The organism is Enterobacter sp. PTB (assembly GCF_051130085.1).
GTDB classification, from domain to species: domain Bacteria; phylum Pseudomonadota; class Gammaproteobacteria; order Enterobacterales; family Enterobacteriaceae; genus Enterobacter; species Enterobacter ludwigii.
Genome location: NZ_JBDKEE010000096.1, coordinates 1 through 771 on the forward strand (window position 1 = coordinate 1; position 771 = coordinate 771).

Annotated in this window: 1 protein-coding gene; it reads left to right on the plus strand. The window is 64.1% G+C overall.

The window, feature by feature from the left end; genetic code table 11:
• Positions 1-771 (plus strand): fimbria/pilus outer membrane usher protein (locus AAIR21_RS27725; RefSeq protein WP_434682821.1); only part of this gene is annotated, 771 nt, incomplete at both ends.

The following is a 771-nucleotide window of genomic DNA, read 5'->3' on the forward strand; positions in this document are numbered from 1 at the left end:
AAAAAAACCGCATGGTGCAGACCCAGACCCAGTGGACATCCCTGCAGACGTACGTTCAGCGCGACATTGATGTCCTGCGCAGTCAGCTGACCATCGGGGAGACCAGCACCGGCAGTGTGGCAAGCCAGGTACTGGACGGGTTCTCCTTCCGCGGCGTCGGGCTCATGAGCAGCGACGCCATGATACCGGGCAGCATGAACGGCTTTGCGCCGGTGGTGACCGGTATTGCCCGCAGCAACGCCCGGGTGACGGTCACCCAGAACGGCTACACCATCTATCAGGCCAACGTGGCACCGGGACCGTTCCGTTTTGACGACCTCTCCGGCAGCGGCACCGGCGGTGATCTGGAGGTGAGCGTCACCGAGAGTGACGGCAGCGTGCACGGTTACCGTCTGCCGTACTCCAGCCTGCCGGTGATGCAGCGCCAGGGCCAGCTTCGCTACGAGGCGGCTGCCGGGGAGTACTATACCGGTCACGGCGGCTACGATGCCACCGGCACGCCGGGCTTTGGCATGCTGACCGCCATTTACGGTCTGACCAGCGGGGTCACCCTTTACGGTGGCGGTATCGGGGCGAACGGCTACCAGTCAGCGGCACTGGGGGCCGGCTTCTCCATTCTGGATTACGGCGCAGTGTCGCTGGATGCAACGCACTCGCGTGCCACGCTTTCCGGCTCAGAGGACACCCTGAGCGGTGAGTCCTACCGCGCCCGGTATTCCAAAAGTATGATGGCCTCCGGGACCACCGTGGACCTGACGGCCTATCGCTATT